Annotated in this window: 18 protein-coding genes and 1 tRNA gene; 11 read left to right on the forward strand and 8 right to left on the reverse strand. The window is 70.9% G+C overall.

Annotation, left to right across the window (positions count from 1 at the left end; genetic code table 11):
• On the reverse strand, window positions 1-205 hold a 205-nt coding region (locus ABD143_RS05100; RefSeq protein ID WP_343971899.1), incomplete at its 3' end, for a hypothetical protein.
• Between the two features lie 179 nt (window positions 206-384).
• Here ABD143_RS05100 and ABD143_RS05105 point away from each other — a divergent pair.
• Window positions 385-1,521 carry a helix-turn-helix transcriptional regulator gene (locus tag ABD143_RS05105; RefSeq protein WP_343971901.1) on the forward strand — a complete coding sequence of 379 codons (1,137 nt, stop codon included), beginning with the start codon at window positions 385-387 and terminating at the stop codon, window positions 1,519-1,521.
• 148 nt (window positions 1,522-1,669) lie between these two features.
• Here the strand turns inward: ABD143_RS05105 and ABD143_RS05110 are convergent.
• Both ABD143_RS05110 and ABD143_RS05115 read right to left on the reverse strand, forming a co-directional pair.
• Window positions 1,670-1,754 (reverse strand) — tRNA-Ser (locus ABD143_RS05110).
• A 28-nt stretch (window positions 1,755-1,782) separates the two neighbouring features.
• A complete protein-coding gene (locus ABD143_RS05115) occupies window positions 1,783-2,961 on the reverse strand; it encodes an endonuclease/exonuclease/phosphatase family protein (RefSeq protein ID WP_343971903.1) in 1,179 nt (392 codons plus the stop codon).
• Between the two features lie 108 nt (window positions 2,962-3,069).
• On the opposite strand from ABD143_RS05115, the gene ypfJ reads away from it, so the two are divergent.
• A complete protein-coding gene (ypfJ, locus tag ABD143_RS05120) occupies window positions 3,070-4,017 on the forward strand; it encodes a KPN_02809 family neutral zinc metallopeptidase (RefSeq protein ID WP_343971906.1) in 948 nt (315 codons plus the stop codon).
• Between the two features lie 37 nt (window positions 4,018-4,054).
• On the opposite strand, the gene ABD143_RS05125 is transcribed toward ypfJ, so the two are convergent.
• Window positions 4,055-4,693, reverse strand: a complete 639-nt coding sequence (locus tag ABD143_RS05125) for a GNAT family N-acetyltransferase (RefSeq protein ID WP_343971909.1) — start codon at window positions 4,691-4,693, stop codon at window positions 4,055-4,057.
• A 53-nt stretch (window positions 4,694-4,746) separates the two neighbouring features.
• On the opposite strand from ABD143_RS05125, the gene ABD143_RS05130 reads away from it, so the two are divergent.
• From ABD143_RS05130 to glfT1, 5 genes are all read left to right on the forward strand, one after another.
• Window positions 4,747-5,733 carry an NAD(P)H-quinone oxidoreductase gene (locus tag ABD143_RS05130; RefSeq protein ID WP_343971912.1) on the forward strand — a complete coding sequence of 329 codons (987 nt, stop codon included), beginning with the start codon at window positions 4,747-4,749 and terminating at the stop codon, window positions 5,731-5,733.
• A gap of 45 nt (window positions 5,734-5,778) precedes the next feature.
• A complete protein-coding gene (locus tag ABD143_RS05135; protein ID WP_343971915.1) occupies window positions 5,779-6,336 on the forward strand; it encodes a bacterial proteasome activator family protein in 558 nt (185 codons plus the stop codon).
• Between the two features lie 178 nt (window positions 6,337-6,514).
• A complete protein-coding gene (gene wzm / locus ABD143_RS05140) occupies window positions 6,515-7,390 on the forward strand; it encodes a galactan export ABC transporter permease subunit Wzm/RfbD (RefSeq protein WP_343973343.1) in 876 nt (291 codons plus the stop codon).
• A 7-nt stretch (window positions 7,391-7,397) separates the two neighbouring features.
• On the forward strand, window positions 7,398-8,162 hold the full coding sequence (wzt, locus tag ABD143_RS05145; RefSeq protein WP_343971918.1) for a galactan export ABC transporter ATP-binding subunit Wzt/RfbE: 765 nt from the start codon (window positions 7,398-7,400) through the stop codon (window positions 8,160-8,162).
• Window positions 8,159-9,085: a galactofuranosyltransferase GlfT1 gene (gene glfT1 / locus ABD143_RS05150; RefSeq protein WP_343971921.1), complete on the forward strand. Its 927-nt coding sequence runs from the start codon at window positions 8,159-8,161 to the stop codon at window positions 9,083-9,085. Before wzt ends, glfT1 begins: the two co-directional genes overlap by 4 nt.
• Window positions 9,086-9,098: 13 nt before the next feature.
• Here the strand turns inward: glfT1 and ABD143_RS05155 are convergent, their stop codons facing one another.
• Window positions 9,099-9,518, reverse strand: coding sequence for a GtrA family protein (locus ABD143_RS05155; RefSeq protein WP_343971924.1), 420 nt, complete (start codon window positions 9,516-9,518; stop codon window positions 9,099-9,101).
• 57 nt (window positions 9,519-9,575) lie between these two features.
• Between ABD143_RS05155 and ABD143_RS05160 the strand changes: the two genes are divergently transcribed.
• Window positions 9,576-11,261 (forward strand): DUF885 domain-containing protein, encoded by a 1,686-nt coding sequence (locus ABD143_RS05160; protein ID WP_343971927.1) that lies wholly within the window; start codon window positions 9,576-9,578, stop codon window positions 11,259-11,261.
• A 48-nt stretch (window positions 11,262-11,309) separates the two neighbouring features.
• On the opposite strand, the gene ABD143_RS05165 is transcribed toward ABD143_RS05160, so the two are convergent.
• Together ABD143_RS05165 and ABD143_RS05170 are read right to left on the reverse strand one after the other, a co-directional pair.
• On the reverse strand, window positions 11,310-11,918 hold the full coding sequence (locus tag ABD143_RS05165) for a DUF1707 SHOCT-like domain-containing protein (RefSeq protein WP_343971930.1): 609 nt from the start codon (window positions 11,916-11,918) through the stop codon (window positions 11,310-11,312).
• A 325-nt stretch (window positions 11,919-12,243) separates the two neighbouring features.
• On the reverse strand, window positions 12,244-12,663 hold the full coding sequence (locus tag ABD143_RS05170) for an uL11 family ribosomal protein (RefSeq protein ID WP_343971933.1): 420 nt from the start codon (window positions 12,661-12,663) through the stop codon (window positions 12,244-12,246).
• A gap of 83 nt (window positions 12,664-12,746) precedes the next feature.
• Here ABD143_RS05170 and dprE1 point away from each other — a divergent pair, with 83 nt between their 5' ends.
• From dprE1 to ABD143_RS05185, 3 genes are all read left to right on the forward strand, one after another.
• The gene (dprE1, locus tag ABD143_RS05175; protein WP_343971936.1) at window positions 12,747-14,108 is read left to right on the forward strand and encodes a decaprenylphosphoryl-beta-D-ribose oxidase; all 1,362 of its coding nucleotides are present in this window, start codon (window positions 12,747-12,749) and stop codon (window positions 14,106-14,108) included.
• A 22-nt stretch (window positions 14,109-14,130) separates the two neighbouring features.
• Window positions 14,131-14,886 (forward strand): decaprenylphospho-beta-D-erythro-pentofuranosid-2-ulose 2-reductase, encoded by a 756-nt coding sequence (gene dprE2 / locus ABD143_RS05180; RefSeq protein WP_343971939.1) that lies wholly within the window; start codon window positions 14,131-14,133, stop codon window positions 14,884-14,886.
• A 109-nt stretch (window positions 14,887-14,995) separates the two neighbouring features.
• Window positions 14,996-15,364, forward strand: a complete 369-nt coding sequence (locus ABD143_RS05185) for a YciI family protein (protein ID WP_343971942.1) — start codon at window positions 14,996-14,998, stop codon at window positions 15,362-15,364.
• On the opposite strand, the gene ABD143_RS05190 is transcribed toward ABD143_RS05185, so the two are convergent.
• On the reverse strand, window positions 15,342-16,940 hold the full coding sequence (locus ABD143_RS05190) for an acyltransferase family protein (protein ID WP_343971945.1): 1,599 nt from the start codon (window positions 16,938-16,940) through the stop codon (window positions 15,342-15,344). The two genes, ABD143_RS05185 and ABD143_RS05190, sit on opposite strands and share 23 nt — an antisense overlap.
• Window positions 16,941-16,966: the final 26 nt, after the last annotated feature.

The following is a 16,966-nucleotide window of genomic DNA, read 5'->3' on the forward strand; positions in this document are numbered from 1 at the left end:
TGCTGCACGACGACGCCGGAACCGGCGAGGAACCCGTGCTCGGTGGACAGCGCGCCGACGACCCGCCGGATCTCGGGGCGTCCCCGGCGCGCAACCCGGGGCCCGCGTCGAGGACCCCGGCCGGCTCGAACAGCCCGGCTACGCCATCGACATCGCGCAGGACGAGAGCGTCCTCCAATGCTGTCTCCAACTCCTCGGGACTCATGGCTTCGACCGCAGCGGATGGCATCGAGACATGTGCGCGTGCAATCTTCGGACGCGGTCGGCGAAGAACCTCTTTGGCCGATGAGACATGCCCTCGACGCTACTAAGAGATCCGCCGAACGGACCATTCCACAAATCTGGTATCTAGCGGCCACGCGAGCCGCCGTACCGTGAGCGGCCATGCCGAAGCCGACCTCACAGCGCGCCGCGGAAAAGATCGCGAAAGTGGCGGCGCGACCGAACGACCTAGTGACCTTGTGGCGGGACGTCACCGACGTACTCGCGGAGGCGATTCCGCACTACTGGGAGCCCTGCTCCTACAGCGTGGACCCCGCGTCCTTGCTGATCACAAGCCACTTCCAGGAGAACCTTGCGGAGTTCCCGCCCGAGTGCTTGACCGCCGAGTATTACGACGATGATGTCAACCAGCTTGCCGACCTGGCCCGGTCGGCCAGCGGCATCACCACGCTGCACGACGCCACCCGCGGCGACCCACGCCGCAGTCCCCGCTGGCACCGGAACATGAAACTAGGCGGCGATCAAGAAATGATCGTCGCGCTGAGGAACCGTTCCGGCGAAATGTGGGGAGCGGCAGCCCTGTATCGAGAACCGGGCCGCCCACTGTTCACCAGCGACGAGAAAGAGTTACTGCGCAGCCTCGCTCCCCACCTTGCCGAGGGCACCCGACGGGCGCTGCTGGTCGGCGCGGCCACCGACCCTGAGGGCCTCGAGTCACCCGGACTGATCATCCTCAACGACCGCGGGGACGTCGAGTCCGCGACGCCGGGAACGGATCGCTGGCTGTCCGAGCTCCCGGGTGGCGACGCCGACGGCGCAGCGCTGCCCCCCGCGGTGCTCTCGGTGGCCACCCGCGCCCTACGCACCGCCAAGTCCCGCGACCGGCCAGGCGAGGTCGCGCTCGCCCGGGTGCTCTCCCGCGGCGGTACCTGGGTGGTGCTGCACGGCGCGAACCTGCTCTCCGCCCGCGAGCACCGAGTCGCCGTCATCATCGAGCCGGCGCACCCAGCGCGTATCTACCCGCTACTGATGTCGGCCTACGGCCTCACCGAGCGCGAGCGTGACGTGACCCGGTTGACCCTGCAGGGCTTCTCCACCGCCCAGATCGCCGACGAGCTCGTCGTCTCCACCCACACCGTGCAACAGCACCTGAAGAGCATCTTCGAAAAGACAGGCGTCCGCAGCCGCCGCGACCTGGTCGGCAAGGTGTTCTTCACCCACTACGAGCCACGCTTCCGCGACAACGAAGAACGCGTGGCGACACAGCGTCCGATCCTCGGCGGACCGGCCCACCGATAGGCCGCGTGACCCGCCCGGTGCCCTCGTGAAGCGCCCGGGTGCGCCCACCAGGCCGCCTGAGCGGTGAACTGCAACCAGAACTGCAACCAACGCAGCAACGCCGGAACGAACACCTCGCCCGTCCCGGCGTTGTTGCTGGTCAGATCAGCGGAAGCGGAGGGATTTGAACCCCCGGACCCTTGCGGGTCTCTCGCTTTCAAGGCGAGTGCATTCGGCCGCTCTGCCACGCTTCCCTGCCCGGAAGCGTAGCCCGCGGAGGGCTCACTTCACCCGCAGGTCCACCCAGGTCGCGTGGTGGTCGGACGCGTCGTTCAGCCGGGCCAGCGGGTCGGCCTTCACGGGCCAGAACACCCCGCTCCCCACAACGTCCATGGGCTTGGACGGCAGGACGTAGTCGACGCGGAGGTTGCCGGGAGCGGGTTCGCCGAAGTCGGCCGTGTCCAGGCGCGGGTCGCCGCGGTGGGTGAGGTTCGGGCCACCCTGCAGCTGTGCCGCCTCGACCGCGCCGTCGGAGCCGGGAGCGGAGTCGATCACGCGGTGCGCGGTGAGGATCTGCTGCGCCGCACCGGGGAGAGAGTCGCCGTCGAGCGGGTCGGAGTTCTGGTCGCCGAGGATGACGAAGCGCTCACCGCCGCCGAGACCACCACGCTTGCCCTTGTCGTCGTAGAGCGCGTCGGCAGCCTTGCCGGGCTGCACGTACTGCCGCCAGAACGCGATCTCGTCGGCGTTGCGCAGGCCGTTGCGGTCCTCCGGGCCGTCGAAGGTGGGCGGCGTCGGGTGGCTCGCCAGCACGTGGACTGTGCGCTTGCCGACCCGCACCGGCACGTCCCAGTGCGACTTGGACGACAGCGGGAGAACCGCCAGCTCCTCCGGCGTGTAGTAGCCGCCCGCCGGGAGCCGCGCGCCGGGGAGGTCCTTCCAGAGGAAGTTCTGGAACGTCCGGACGGCTGCGGTGTCGATCGGGAACCGGGAGAGCACCAGCATCCCGTACTGGCCGGGGAACAGCCCGAAGGCGAGCGCGTCGTCGGGGCCGCCGACGGTGCCGTTGTTGTTGAGATCGAACCCGCTCGGCACCCCCGTGTTGGACGGGGCGATGAACGCGTGCGGGTACTCGATCGGCTGCGCGCCGTTCTGGCCGCGCTCCAGGTAGTTGTCGCGGAAGAGGTCGACGGCGGCGGGCGCGTAGTCGAACTCGTTGATCAGCAGCACGTCGGGCCGGACGCGCTGCACCACCTCGGCCACCTCGCGGGCCTGCGGGTCGTCCGGGTTCGACAGGTCGGCCACCAGCTCCCCTTGGACGGCCCGGTTCAGGGAGGCGTTGAAGGTCGCCACCCGGATCTGGTCCGCCGGCGCGGCGGCAGCGGGTCCGGCGAACAGGACGGGGGCGGCCACCGCGGCGAGCGCGGCAGCGACGGTCAACGCTAGGGAGCGACGCGGCATGGCGTCACACTTTCAGGTGATCATGAACGGAGGGTGACTCCCGACGCGGTCTTCACAACGCCGCGATACGGGTATGTGGTGGGATCACGCCCGACGCGGGAGGAAGCGATGCGGTTCGACGAGAACGCCGATCTCGACACCTCGCAGATCGACGATCTGCGGGGCAGCGGCGGTGGCGGCGGTGGCGGGTTGGGTGGCCGCGTCGCGCTCGGCGGCGGCGGGCTCGGTGTCGTCGGGCTGATCCTGTTCTTCCTGCTCTCCCAGCTCGGAGGCGTCGGCGGTGCCGGCGGCGGCGGGCTCGCCCTGCCCGGTGGCCTCTCCGGGCTCCCGAACGGCCAGACCGCCGACACCTCGCAGGCGGCGTCGAACTGCCGGACCGGCGCAGATGCCAGCACGCATCTGGACTGTGAGGTCGTCGCCGTCGTCAACTCCCTCGACGGCTACTGGAGCGACACGTTCGCCCGCTCCGGCATCACCTACCAGCCGCCGCGCACCAACTTCTTCAGCGGCGGCGTGCGCACCGGCTGTGGCAGCGCCACCTCCGACGTCGGCCCCTTCTACTGCCCGGCCGACAACGAGATCTACATCGACCTCTCGTTCTTCAAGGAGCTGGAGACGCGATTCGGCGCGCAGGGCGGCCCGTTCGCGCGCGCCTATGTCATCGCGCACGAGTATGGGCACCACATCCAGTCGCTGCTCGGCACGTCCGAGCGCGTGCGGCCGGGTGAGACCGGGCCGACATCCGGTTCGGTGCGCCTCGAACTGCAGGCCGACTGCTACGCGGGCGTCTGGGCCAACCACGCGAAGTCGGTGCCGACCGCGTCGGGTCGGCCGCTGATCACCGACATCACCCAGCAGGACGTCAACGCCGCCCTCGACACCGCCGAACGGATCGGCGATGACTTCATCCAGAGCCAGCTCGGCGGCGGGCGCGTGGACGAGAGCCAGTTCAGCCACGGAAGCTCCGCGCAGCGGGAGCGCTGGTACACGACGGGCTACCAGACCGGCGACCCGGCGCGCTGCGACACGTTCGGTCGGGGTGTCGACCTCGGCTGAGGCTCGCGGTTGGGCCGACCTGCCACGCGGCGCCGCGTCAGGCACCGAGGAGGGCGCGGCATGCGTCGAACCCGTCGACCTCCAGGTTCCAGTCCGGACGCACGAACTCCGCCGGCGTGAGGATCAGGCGCACGTCCTCGGTGCGCTTCCCCCGGCGCACCACCGTCGCGGTCCCGTCGGGGCGGTAGCCGAGCCGCTGCGAGACCCGGAGCGAGGCGTGGTTGTCGGAGAACGCCGACGAGCGGGCCTGCGCCGCCCCGAGGTGGTCGAACGCGAACGCCAGCACGGCCGCCCGCATCTCGGTCCCGATGCCGCGGCCCTGGTGCCGGAGCCCGATCCAGGAGCCGGTCACGACCTCCCGCCGGATCCCGAAGTCCTCGCCCGTGAGCCCCTGCGTCCCGACGACACGCCCGCCGACCCGGACGAGGAAGTTGATCGTCCACCGCTCCGGGGCGAGCGCCGCGCGCTGGGACCAGTACCACTGGAGCGACCGCATGCCCAGGTGCTCGGGCTCGGCGTCGGTCCACGGGACGAGGAACGGCATCTCGTCCGGCGGATGGACGCCGAGGTGGGCCTCCTCGACGAGCTGGAGCAGCCCGGCGTCCTCGTCCGGCCGCAGTTCGAGGCGCGGAGTGCGCAGCACCAGGTGGCGCAGGGGCCATGGCTCGGGCGTCATGCCGGCACCCTGCCGGATCGACGGGACCGGGTTCGACCGAATAGCGTCGGCCCATGCATGCGATCACCGTGCGCGAGCCCGGCGGCCCGGACGTCCTCGAGTGGACCGAGGTCCGCGACCCGGTCCCCGGGCCCGGCGAGGTCCTCATCGACGTCGTGGCCAGCGGGGTCAACCGTGCCGACCTGCTGCAGCGCCAGGGCCTCTATCCGCCGCCGCCGGGGGCGTCCGACATCATCGGACTGGAATGCTCCGGCCGGATCGTCGCGGTCGGCGAGGGCAACGTCGCGGGCTGGCAGGTGGGCGACGAGGTGTGCGCGCTGCTCGCGGGCGGCGGCTACGCCGAGAAGGTCGCCGTGCCTGCGGTCCAGGTACTGCCCATCCCCGACGGCGTCGACCTCGTGGCGGCGGCCGGGCTGCCCGAGGTGGCGAGCACGGTGTGGTCGAACGTCGTGAACACCGGGCGTCTCGCCGCCGGCGAGACGTTCCTCATCCAGGGCGGCACCAGCGGCATCGGGACCCACGCGATCCAGGTGGCGAAGGCGCTCGGGGCGCGGGTCGCGGCCACCGCAGGCGCCCCGGACCGGCTGGAGCGCTGCCGCGAGCTCGGGGCCGACATCGCCATCGACTACCACGACGACATCCCCGCCGAGCTCAAGAAGGCCACCGACGGCCACGGTGCCGACGTCATCCTTGACAACATGGGCGCCAAGGGCCTGGCCGCCAACCTGGCCGCCCTCGCCGACGACGGCCGCCTGATGATCATCGGGATGCAGGGCGGCGTGAAGGCGGAGCTGGACATCAACAAGCTGCTGCGCAAGCGGGCCAGTATCACCGCGATGAGCCTGCGGGGGCGTCCGGTGCACGGGCCCAACGGCAAGGGCGCCATCGTCGCGGGTGTGCGCAAGCAGGTATGGCCGATGTTCGCCGAGGGCCGGGTGCGCCCGGTCGTGCATGGCACCGTGCCGATGCAGGACGCCCGCGAGGCGCACCGGCAGCTCGACGAGGGCGGCGTCGTGGGAAAGCTGCTGCTCGTCCGGTAAGCGGTCACAGCAACAGGAAGAGGGCAGCCCCGATACGGTAGATGCATGAGCCAGCCAACGGGGCAGAACGGCAACGAGAACGGCGACCAGCAGGTCATGGTCATCGGACCGGACGGCCGGCCGGTCGGTATGGCGCGGGTCCCGCAGTCGCACGACGACGCGGAGGAGCAGGGAGTCGGCTCCATGGTGGAGCAGCCGGGCAAGGTCATGCGGATCGGCACGATGATCAAGCAGCTCCTGGAGGAGGTGCGGGCGGCGCCGCTGGACGAGGCGTCCCGCAACCGCCTCCGCGAGATCCACGAGAACTCGATAAAGGAGCTGGAGGACGGTCTCGCCCCGGAGCTGCGGGACGAGCTGCACCGTCTGAGCCTTCCGTTCACGGACGACAGCACGCCGTCCGACGCGGAGCTGCGGATCGCCCAGGCGCAGCTCGTCGGGTGGCTCGAAGGGCTGTTCCACGGCATCCAGACCACGCTCTTCGCCCAGCAGATGGCCGCCCGCCAGCAGCTGGAGCAGATGCGCAGGGGCCTGCCGCCCGGTTCGACGCCGCAGCAGCCCGGCCCGGAGCCCGGCCTCGGCCGGGGTACGGGGCAGTACCTGTAGGGCACGGATTCACGCGCGAACGGGTGACGCCGGAAATGCCCGTTCGTGTCGCCGGTCCCGTCGCTCGGGCGCGCCCGGCCCCGGGCCCCCGCTTACGCACTCGGAACGGCCTCCGCACGCAAGCACCGCCCACGAGCCCCGGAGTGGACGCCGGTACCCTCCCCTGGTGGCTCAGACGATGACCACCGGTGACGACCGGGCCGAGGAGGCGACGTCCGTGCCGCCCATCGCGGTCGACGCCCCGGGCTCGCGCAGCTGGCAGCGGGCGTTCGGCGACCTCAGGCAGGGCTGGAAGCAGCGCCCGCTCTGGGGATACCTGGGCTGGCAGGACATCAAGCAGCGGTACCGGCGTTCCGTGCTCGGGCCCCTGTGGATCAGCATCTCGATGGCCGTGATCGCCACGGCGATGGGCATCCTCTACGGCGCCCTCTTCGGCGAGGACATCCGGACGTTCCTGCCCTACGTGGCCACCGGCCTGCTGATCTGGAACTTCATCAGCGGCTGCATCCTCGAGGGCAGCGAGGTCTTCATCGCGAACGAGGGACTGATCAAGTTCCTCCCCGCCCCGCTGAGCCTGCACGTGTACCGGCTGGTGTGGCGACAGACGCTGTTCTTCCTGCACAACCTTGTCATCTGGGCCGTGCTGGTGGTCATCTTCCCGCAGCCGCTCAGCTGGACCGTGCTGCTCGCGATCCCGGCGTTCGCGCTGTTGGTCCTCAACGGAGCGTGGATCGCGGTGCTGTCGGGCATCATCGCCACCCGCTTCCGGGACATCCCCCCGATCATCGCCAGCCTCACGCAGCTCCTGTTCTTCATGACGCCGATCGTCTGGCAGTACGACACGCTGCTGCGCAACCCGGCCGTGGCCGAGCGGGCGCGCATCGCCGAGCTCAACCCGGTGATGCACTTCGTCGAGATCCTGCGCCAGCCGCTGCTCGGCTCCCCGATCGTCGGGCACCATTGGATCGTCGTCGGTGCCATCACCGTGGTCGGCTGCCTCGCCGCGCTCGTCTGCCTTCGCAACTACCGCGCCCGCGTGGCGTACTGGGTCTGAGGGACGCATGGTCAGCATCGACATCGCCGGCGCCGCCGTCGACTTCCCGATCTTCGACGCGAAGACGCGGTCGTTGAAGAAGGCCGTGCTCGGCCGGGCGGGCGGGCGCATCGGCACCGACTCGAAGGTCCCGGTCATCGAGGCGCTGCGCGACATCAACGTGTCGCTGCGCAAGGGAGACCGGGTGGCTCTCGTCGGGCACAACGGCGCCGGCAAGTCCACGCTGCTGCGCCTCATGTCGGGCATCTACGAGCCCACCCGCGGCCGGGCGTCGGTCGCCGGCAAGGTCGCGCCGGTGTTCGACCTGGCCGTCGGGATGGATCCGGAGATCTCCGGGATGGAGAACATCCTCATCCGCGGCCTGTTCCTCGGGATGACGCGCAAGCAGATGGAGTCGCGCATCGACGACATCGCCGAATTCACCGAGCTCGGCGACTACCTCTCGATGCCGCTGCGCACCTACTCCACCGGCATGCGGGTGCGGCTCGCGCTCGGCGTGGTCACAAGCATCGACCCGGAGATCCTGCTGCTCGACGAGGGCATCGGCGCGGTCGACGCGGAGTTCCTCGCGAAGGCACGCGTTCGGCTCAACGAGCTCGTGGAGCGCTCGGGCATCCTGGTGTTCGCCTCGCACTCCGACGAGTTCCTGGCCGACCTCTGCGACACCGCCATCTGGATGGAACACGGCACCATCCGCGAGCACGGCCCGCTGCGGGACGTGCTCCACCACTACAAGGGACGTGACGTGCTGGCCGAGATCGACGCCCGGTGAACTCGACCCCGCTCCCGCCAGGGTCGGTCGTCGCTGTGGTGGTCACCCGCCACCGGACCGAGCAGCTCGTCGACTCGCTGGGGGCGCTCGCGAAGCAGTCGCACCCCATCGCGCATCTGATCGTCGTCGACAACGGACCGGATAAGCCGGCCCGTGAGGTCGTCGAGGCCTGTGGCATGCCTGCGACGTGGGTGCCGTCGTGGACCAACCTCGGCGGTGCCGGCGGGTTCGCCCTCGGGATGCTGCAGGCGCTCGCGATGGGCGCGCAGTGGATCTGGCTCGGCGACGACGACGGCCACCCCGCCGACGAGACGACCCTCGCCACGCTCGTCGACCTCGCGGAGCGGCGCGGGCTCGCCGCCGTCTCGCCGACCGTGGCCGACAAGGACCAACCCGACAGGCTGGCCTTCCCCGTTCGCCGCGGGCTCACCTGGCACAAGTCCCGGGCGGAGCTGGCCGCCGACGTCGAGCACGGCGCCGACGACGAGCTGCTCCCCGGCATCGCCGCGCTGTTCAACGGCGCGCTCTTCCGCGCCTCCACGCTCGACGTCATCGGGGTGCCGGACCTGCGGCTGTTCGTCCGCGGCGACGAGGTGGAAGTGCACCGCAGGCTGGTGCGCTCAGGTCTCCCGTTCGGCACGTCGCTGCGGGCGGCCTACCTGCACCCGGCGGGTGGCAACGACGACAAACCGATGCTCGGCGGGCGACTGCACGCCCGCGACCCCGACGACCCGATCAAGCGGTACTACACCTACCGCAACCGCGGGTTCCTGGTGTCGCAGCCCGGGATGCGCAAGGTCGGGATGCTGGAGGTGCCGCGGTTCGCCTGGTACTTCCTCGTGACGAAGCGCAGCCCCCGGGAGTTCCTGCAGTGGGTGCGGCTGGTGCGCCAGGGCCGGGCGGAGCGGTTCCAACGGCCCTGACGGGCGCTGCGCGTCAGCGGCGGAAGACCACCGTGCGCAGCATCACGAAGTTGATCGCGGTGGCTGTGCCCTGCGCGATGACCCACGCCAGGCTGACGCGCAGCGGCATCGCGGGGAGCACGGCGAGCATGAGCGCGTTCATGCCGATGTTGATCGCGAACGTGGTGCCGTAGAGCAGCACGAACCCGGCGAACCGCGCCGACCCGCCCTGGCTCGCCCCGAACGTGAACCGCCGGTTGAGCAGGTACGCCGTGGTGGTGCCGAGGATGAAGCTGATGGCCTTCGCCGCGTGCACCCACGTGCCGAGGGCCAGAAGGCCCTGGTAGGCACCGAAGTCGACGAGCGCCGACAGCACCCCGACCGCGACGAAGCGGCTCAGCTGGGCCCCCAGGCCGAGCTGGGCCGGGGCTGCAGCGGGTTCGGTCGTGGTCACGCGCCCCAGGGTATCGGCAGCAGCACAACGTCCCGCCCGGGAGGCAGGATGGTCAAAATGACCACCAACGCCTCTGGAACCGGCGTGCGCGCGCTCGCCGACGACTACGTCCGCCGACTCACCGACCTCGACACGCGCTACGCGACCTCGCTGGGAACCCACCCTGGCGACGACCGTGTCCCCGACCTCTCCCCCGAGGGCCAGCACGGGCTCGACGACCTCGCCCGTTCGGTGCTCGCCGCGCTGCCCACGGCAGACGTCTCGGACGACGACGACCGCCGGTGCGCGCGACTGCTGCGGGAGCGACTCGAGGCCCACCTCGCGACGAGCGACGCCGGCGAGCACCTGCGGTCCCTGCGCAACATCTTCGGCCCGCACGCACAGGTCCGGCAGCTGTTCCAGATGATGCCCACGACGACCCCGGACGACTGGGCCGTGGTCGCGCGCCGGATGGCGCGAGTGCCGCAGTCGTACGCCGGCTTCATGGCGTCGCTCAGCGAGGGCGCGAGCCGCGGGATGTTCTCGGCGCCGCGGCAGGCGGAGACCGTGGTGAGTCAGCTCGACGAGTGGCTGGCACGCGAGGGCGGCTCGTGGTTCCACGAGTTCGTCGCTACCGCTCCGGACGGCACATCGGCCTCGCTGCGCACCGAGTTGCGGTCCGCCGCCGACGCCGCCGCTTCGGCCACCTCCACACTGCGCGACCACCTGGCCACCGCGTACCTACCCGCCGCGCAGGGCACCCCGGACGGCGTCGGGCCGGAGCGCTACCGGATCGGCGCTCGGATGAGCACCGGGGCCGACCTCGACCTCGCCGAGGCCTACGCGTGGGGCTGGGACGAGTTCCGGCGGCTCGACGCGGAGATGCGTAAGGAGGCCGACGCGCTGCTGCCCGGCGCCGACCCCGCGGCAGCTATGCGTCACCTCGACGAGAAGGGTGAGGCGGTCGACGGCGTCGAGGAGGTACGCATCTGGCTGCAGAAGATGATGGACACGGCGATGAGCGCCCTCGACGGCACGCACTTCGACATCGCCGAACCGGTGCGCACGGTCGAGGCCATGATCGCCCCTCCGGGCAGCGCCGCAGCCCCGTACTACACGCGCCCGTCGCTGGACTTCTCCCGGCCGGGACGCACCTGGCTGCCGACCCTCGGCGAGACCAGGTTCCCGCTGTGGGGCCTGATCAGCACCTGGTACCACGAGGGTGTGCCGGGCCACCATCTGCAGCTCGCGCAGTGGGCGTACCTGGCCGACCGGCTCTCGACCTACCAGACCTCGGTCGGCTCGGTGTCCGGCAACACGGAGGGCTGGGCCCTCTACGCCGAGCGGCTCATGGACGAGCTCGGGTACCTCACGATGCCAGGCGCGCGGCTGGGCTACCTCGACGCGCAGCAGATGCGGGCCATCCGCGTGGTCATCGACATCGGCATGCACCTCGGGCTGCGCGTGCCTGCCGACTCGCCGCTCCACGCCGGCGAGACCTGGACTCCCGAGGTCGCGCGGGCGTTCTTCGGCGCGCACTCCGGGCGGTCCGCCGCGTTCGTGGACAGCGAGATCGTCCGCTACCTGGGATGGCCGGGGCAGGCCATCAGCTACAAGCTCGGTGAGCGCGCGTGGCTCGCCGGCCGCGACGCGGCCAGGGCCGCGAAGGGTGCCGCCTTCGACCTCAAGACGTGGCACGCGGCGGCGCTGTCGCTGGGCAGCCTCGGCCTGGACGACCTGACCGACGAGTTGTCCCGCCTCTGACACCCCGGGCCGAGCGGCTCAGGAGGGCCCGAGAGCCTCTCGGCCAGGTCAGAAGAAGTGGCCGGCGATCTTGTACCGGCGGCGCACCGTCACCGAGCCCATCCCGGCCCGGCCGTGCACGACGAAGTGCGGAATGCCCGGCCGCTGAAGTGACGGGACGTTGCTCTTGACCGTGCCCATGCTCGCGACCACGCCGTCGACGTTGGCGGTGGCGTCATCGGGCACCAGGAGCTTGGCCGAGCCTGCGCCCAGGTCCACCTCGATGTCGATGAGGAGGTGCGAGATCACCGTGTCGCAGAAGTCGAGGACGACCGAGCCCATGGCGCTCTGCACACGCAGCCGCGACGGGACGTCCCACGCGCCGCTGCGCTTGATCGTGGACATCCCGGCACGCAGCACCACCGGCGGCGCGTCGGCCGGGACCGCGGGCACCGCGGCCGGCGTGATGAGCACCTCGGCACCCGGCAGGTCGGCGAGCGGAGGCACCAGGTCGGCCTCGTACTTCGCCGCGTAGACGACCGCCAACCGCTCCTCAAGCTCGGAGAGGGTGATCCGCCCCTCGGAGAGCGCCTGGTGCAGCCGCTCGGCGGCGCGCTCGCGGTCGGCGTCGGAGATCCGGATCCCGCGCGGCTCGGGAGGCGACGGCTGCTCGCTCACCCGGCCGAGCTTAGGACGTCCGGGTCACGGGCGATTCCGATCGGTGTCCGTTCGGTGCCCGTCGCCGGGCTAGGGCGTGTCCGGTGGATCTTGTTCGATGAGAGCCGTGATGCAGGTGGTTCCTGGCGGCGCCGCCGGATCGCCCTCATACCGGGCGTATCCGGGCGATCCGGCGGTGTCGACAGGGGCCGCCTGGGCGCGGCTATCGCGGACGAAGATCCGCCGGACACGCCCTAGTCAGTCCAGCGTGGCATCGACCGGTCCTCCCTGCCCTGATCGTCGAGCCGGACGCCGTACGCCCTCAGGAGCGCCATGTGCCTGCGCTTCACTCCGCGAGCACCCCCATCGAGCGGGCGGTGCCCGCGATCGTCCGCATCGCGACGTCGAGATCGGTGGTGTTGAGGTCGGGCATCTTCCGCAGGGCGATCGAGCGCAGGGCGTCGCGGGTGAGCGTCCCCGCCGGTTCGGTGCCGGGACGGGCCGAGCCCTTCCTGTTCAGAGCGCGCCGGATCAGGAACGCCGTCGGGGGTGTCCTGAGCGCGAGCGTGAAGGAGCGGTCGTCGAACACGGTGACGACGACGGGCACGACGTCACCCCGCTGCGGGGCGCTCATCTCGTCGTAGCGACGCTTCACCTCGACGAGGTTCACGCCGGTCTGGCCGAGCATCTTCCCCAGGTCGGCGACGGGGGCGGAACCCGCCGTCAGCTGCAGGGTCACCTGGTGGACCTGTCTCTTCGGAGGCATGGGAGCGAGGCTGTGACCTCCATCGGGTGGAGGCTCAAACCCGTTTCCGGTGTGCACCCCTGGGGCGCGTAACCTGTCGCGCGATGACCCGAACGGCGAGCTTGCGCGGGTGGGGACGCACCGCGCCCACCACAGCCACGGTGCTGGTCCCCCGGTCCCCCGAGGACGTGGCCGCGGCGGTCTCCGCCGCCGGTCCCCGCGGGATCATCGCCCGCGGTCTCGGGCGCTCCTACGGGGATCCAGCGCAGAACGCGGGCGGCACGGTGCTCGACATGACCGCCCTTGCCACCATCCACTCGATCGACGCCGAGACCGGGATCGTGGATCTCGACGCCGGCGTCAGCCTCGACACCCTCATGCGCGCCGCGCTGCCGTACGGGCTGTGGGTGCCGGTGCTGCCGGGCACCCGCCAGGTCACCATCGGCGGGGCGATCGGCAGCGACATCCACGGCAAGAACCACCACACCAAGGGCAGCTTCGGCAACCACGTCCGCTCCCTCGACCTGGTGACGGCCGACGGCACCGTCCGCACGCTCACGCCAGAGGGCCCGGACGCCGACCTGTTCTGGGCAACCGTCGGCGGCATGGGCCTCACCGGCGCGATCGTGCGCGCCACGGTCGCGCTGCACCGCACCGAGTCGGCGTACTTCGTCGTCGACACCGACCGCACCGCCGACCTCGACGAGCTGATGGGCCTGCTCACCGACGGCTCGGACGACACCTACGGCTACTCGGCCGCCTGGTTCGACACCACGACCACGGGCGCTCAGCTCGGGCGGGCGGTACTCACCCGCGGCTCGCTCGCCACGGTCGACCAACTGCCGGCGAAGCTGCGCCAGGACCCCCTCAAGTTCGACGCGCCGCAGTTGCTGTCGTTCCCGGAGATCTTCCCGAACGGGCTGGCCAACCGGTACACGCTGCGGGCGTTCAGCGAGCTCTGGTACCGCAAGGCCCCGAAGCTGCAGCGTGGTTCGGTGCAGAACATCACGACCTTCTACCAGGTGCTCGACCTGTTCGGGGACTGGAACCGGGTCTACGGCTCGCGCGGGTTCCTGCAGTACCAGTTCCTGGTGCCGTTCGGCGAGGAGCCGACGTTCCGCAAGGTCGTCGAGAAGATCGCGCAGTCGCCGCACGCCTCCGGGCTCAACGTGCTCAAGCGGTTCGGCGCGGGCAACGCGGCGCCGCTGTCGTTCCCGCAGCCGGGCTGGACGATCACCGTCGACTTCCCGATCGCCCGTGGGCTGCACCGCTTCTGCAGTGAGCTGGACGAACTGGTGCTCGGCGCGGGCGGGCGGCTGTACCTGGCGAAGGAGTCGCGGGCGAGCGGCGAGACGATCCGCAAGGGCTACCCGCGGTTCGACGAGTGGCGCAAGGTGCGCGACGCCGTCGACCCCCAGGGAGTCTTCACCTCCGACATGGCCAGAAGGCTGGAGCTGACGAAGTGATCGACCCCCGGAGCGAAGCGACATGATCGACGCAGTCGGTAATCCGCAGAGCGTGCTGCTCATGGGCGGCACCTCGGAGATCGGCCTCGCTGTCGTCGAGGCGTTCGCCTCCGACCGGCCGCTGCGGGTGGTGCTCGCCGCCCGCCCGTCCGACCGGCTTGACGCCGCGAAGGCCCGGCTCGAAGGGCTCGGGTGCGCCGTCGAGACGGTCGCGTTCGACGCCAACGAGCTCGACACCCACGCCGACGTGGTGCGCAAGGCGTTCACCGGTGGCGACATCGACGTGGCGATCGTCGCGTTCGGCCTCCTCGGCGACAACGAGAAGGCCTGGACCGACGTAGACACGGCGGTCGAGTTGGTACAGGTGAACTACACCGCGGCGGTCTCGGTGGGAGTCGCACTCGCAGAGAAGCTGCGCGAGCAGGGCCACGGCTCGCTGGTGGCCTTCTCGTCGGTAGCCGCCGAGCGGGCCCGGCGCTCCAACTTCGTCTACGGCTCCACCAAGGCCGGCCTCGATGCCTTCTACAGCGGCCTGACCGAGGCGCTGCGCCCGCACGGCGTTGGCGTCACGGTGGTGCGGCCCGGCTTCGTACACACCCGGATGACCGAGGGCATGAAGGCCGCGCCGCTCTCCACCACACCCGAGGCCGTCGCCACGATCGTGGTGGACGCCGTGCGCAACCGCCGCGAGCTCGTGTGGGCCCCGGCGCCGGTGCGGCTGCTGATGAGCGTGCTGCGGCACCTGCCGCGCGCGGTGTTCCGCCGCCTGCCGGGGTGACCCACGTCTCTGCCAAGGGCGCGGTGGCAGATGTCGAGAACGGCGCGGCGGATACGACTGGTTCGCGACGGTGCCGGTCGGCGGCACCGACTCAGCGAGGAGACCAGCCGTGAAGTACATGCTGATCATGCAGATCAACCCCGTGGCCCTCGACGCGCTCACCGATGAGCAGCGCGAGGAGATCATGAAGGGCCACGGAGCGTTCGTGGACACGATCAAGGCCTCCGGCGAGATGGTGGAGACCCACGCCCTCGGCATCCCGGCCGACAGCGCCGTTGTGCGGGTCCGTGACGGACAGCCGGTGGTGACCGACGGCCCCTATCTGGAGGCCAAGGAGTTCATGGGCGGCTACTACATCGTCGACTGCGAGACCCGGGAGCGCGCCCTCGAGCTCGCCGCCCTGATCCCGGACGCCGGCGTGGAGGGCCTGGGCATCGAGGTGCGGCCGATCATGTTCAGCTCGGGGCCCACGGACTGATAGGCGGCGACGGCCCGAGCCTGCATGGCCGCCCTCCCACAGATGAGTGCAGTTCACCCGCAAGAGGGCGGCCCGCGTGTCCCGCACGGAGATATGTCCCGCGGATGTACTCGGCACGCTCGTAGTTGGCCCAGATGCCGGCGCGGTGCGACGGGCGGCGCCGTTGTGCGGTGAGCAGTGCCGTGGCCAACGTGGGCGGTCGAAGCGGGGACGCAGCGTGGGCACCAGTCGTTGCCTCGCCTGCGGAATCCAGCCCACTAGCGATCGCGAGGGCCCTGCGCTTCGCGGCGAACCGCGACGCCGCGGTGGCCAGCGCCCCGTCCGTGGACTCGCCGGCGTCGGGAAGTGGGGCCGGCCGGGCGCGCAGAAACCCGAGCGCGATCCCGGCCCGCACCGGCAGCCTGCCGACGACCGCCGCGGCGCGCCGCATCCGGCGCCGGGCGGGCTCCTCGACGGAGTTGTAGACCCACGCCGCCACCGGCAGTGTCGCGAGCAGCACCAGCACCCCGACGATGTGTGCGAGCACGGTTTGCGGTGCGAGCCATGAGAACCGGTGCAGCGCGAGCCAGTAGATCTCGAACATCGGGATGTGCACCAGGTAGAGGCAGTACGACAGGCGCCCGCCGTGCACGGCCCAGTCCGTGGAGAGGATGCGGGCCGGGCCGCGGTCGGCAATGGACAGGACCCCGACGAGCAGCGGGAACAGCGCGATGACGGCGCCGCCGCGGCCGGGGCCGACCAGCTCACCGGCCAGCAGCCCACTCGCGATCGCAACGGGCAGCACGGCCGCGAGCACCGAGGCGGTGTCCAGCGCCCGGGCCGTCCATCGGATGCGGCGCACCGCCAGGTACACGAACACGCCTGCGCCGAAGCCGCAGAGGATCCGGACCAGCCAGCTCCAGTCGTAGTACGGGCTGCCGGTCGTCAGGTACGCGACGGCCTGCGGGGCCATCAGGGCCAGCGCAGCCGCGGCGAGCACGACGGCCGGCAGGCGCCGGAGGCGGAAGAACACGAGCGCGGCCACCGGGAACAACAGGTAGGCGAGCCACTCGGCGCTGATCGACCAGGTGCTGCCCACCCACGACGCGCCGTCGAAGTACCGGTCGTCCCACAGCTGCACCATGAACAGCTGCTGGACGTACTGGCCCGCGTCGAGCACCGGCTGCACGCTCTGGAACGCGATCGCGCTGTCGGAGCCGAGCACGCTGCGGACGACGAGCCAGATCCCGAACAGGTGGAACACCAGGGCGTAGGCAGGCCACATGCGGCACAGGCGGGCCCACACGAACCGCGCGGTGATCCCGGCGCGGAGCGCCGGCCCGAGCTGGTCGAGGTAGGTGTGGGCGATCACGAACCCACTGAGCACGAAGAACAGGTCAACGCCCAGCGCCCCTGCCGTGAGCAGCGGCCCGAGCACCCCGACCACGTCGGCCATTCCGGGCAGCGCCGTGAAGTGGAAGTGGAAGAGCACCACCCACGCGGCGGCGATGATCCGGAGCCCGGTCAGTCCCCGGAACTCACCGGAGAGGGCGGCTTGAGTACCGGATGGGGTGGTTTGCGGCCGTACTGTTCTCACGTTGAGAAAACGAGAAATCTCCGACC

It is taken from the genome of Pseudonocardia aurantiaca, assembly GCF_039526725.1.
GTDB lineage: Bacteria > Actinomycetota > Actinomycetes > Mycobacteriales > Pseudonocardiaceae > Pseudonocardia > Pseudonocardia aurantiaca.